This window comes from Achromobacter sp. SIMBA_011, from assembly GCF_046535435.1.
In the GTDB taxonomy this organism is placed as follows: Bacteria; Pseudomonadota; Gammaproteobacteria; order Burkholderiales; family Burkholderiaceae_B; genus Achromobacter; species Achromobacter dolens.
In genome coordinates this window covers 1-265 of record NZ_JAWRWN010000610.1, presented here as the reverse complement: position 1 = coordinate 265, position 265 = coordinate 1, and the positions used below count along the sequence as shown (strand labels likewise).

Genomic DNA, 265 nt, shown 5'->3' with positions numbered 1-265 from the left:
GCCTCGAAGGCGGTCAGGTTCACGTCGATGCGGTCGATCGCAAACCGCACCGGCACGTCGAATTCGAAACCGGCGCGGATCGCCGAACCGGCTGTCGGCGCCCGACCGGCGCGAAGCGTCACCATGCCGGTCGCATGATCGACAGAAAAATCCGCCGGCAGTGCTTTCACCCCATCAACGGAGAGGATGACCGAAGCCTCGACCGGTTTCTGCACCCGCCGGCTGAAGGATCCACCCGCATCGGCATAGGTCTTCACCAGCTGAA

At 63.8% G+C, this 265-nt stretch carries 1 protein-coding gene; it reads right to left on the bottom strand.

What is annotated here, in order from left to right; all coding sequences use genetic code 11:
* On the bottom strand, positions 1–265 hold a 265-nt coding region (locus SB816_RS32375; RefSeq protein ID WP_410548293.1), incomplete at both ends, for a DUF2460 domain-containing protein.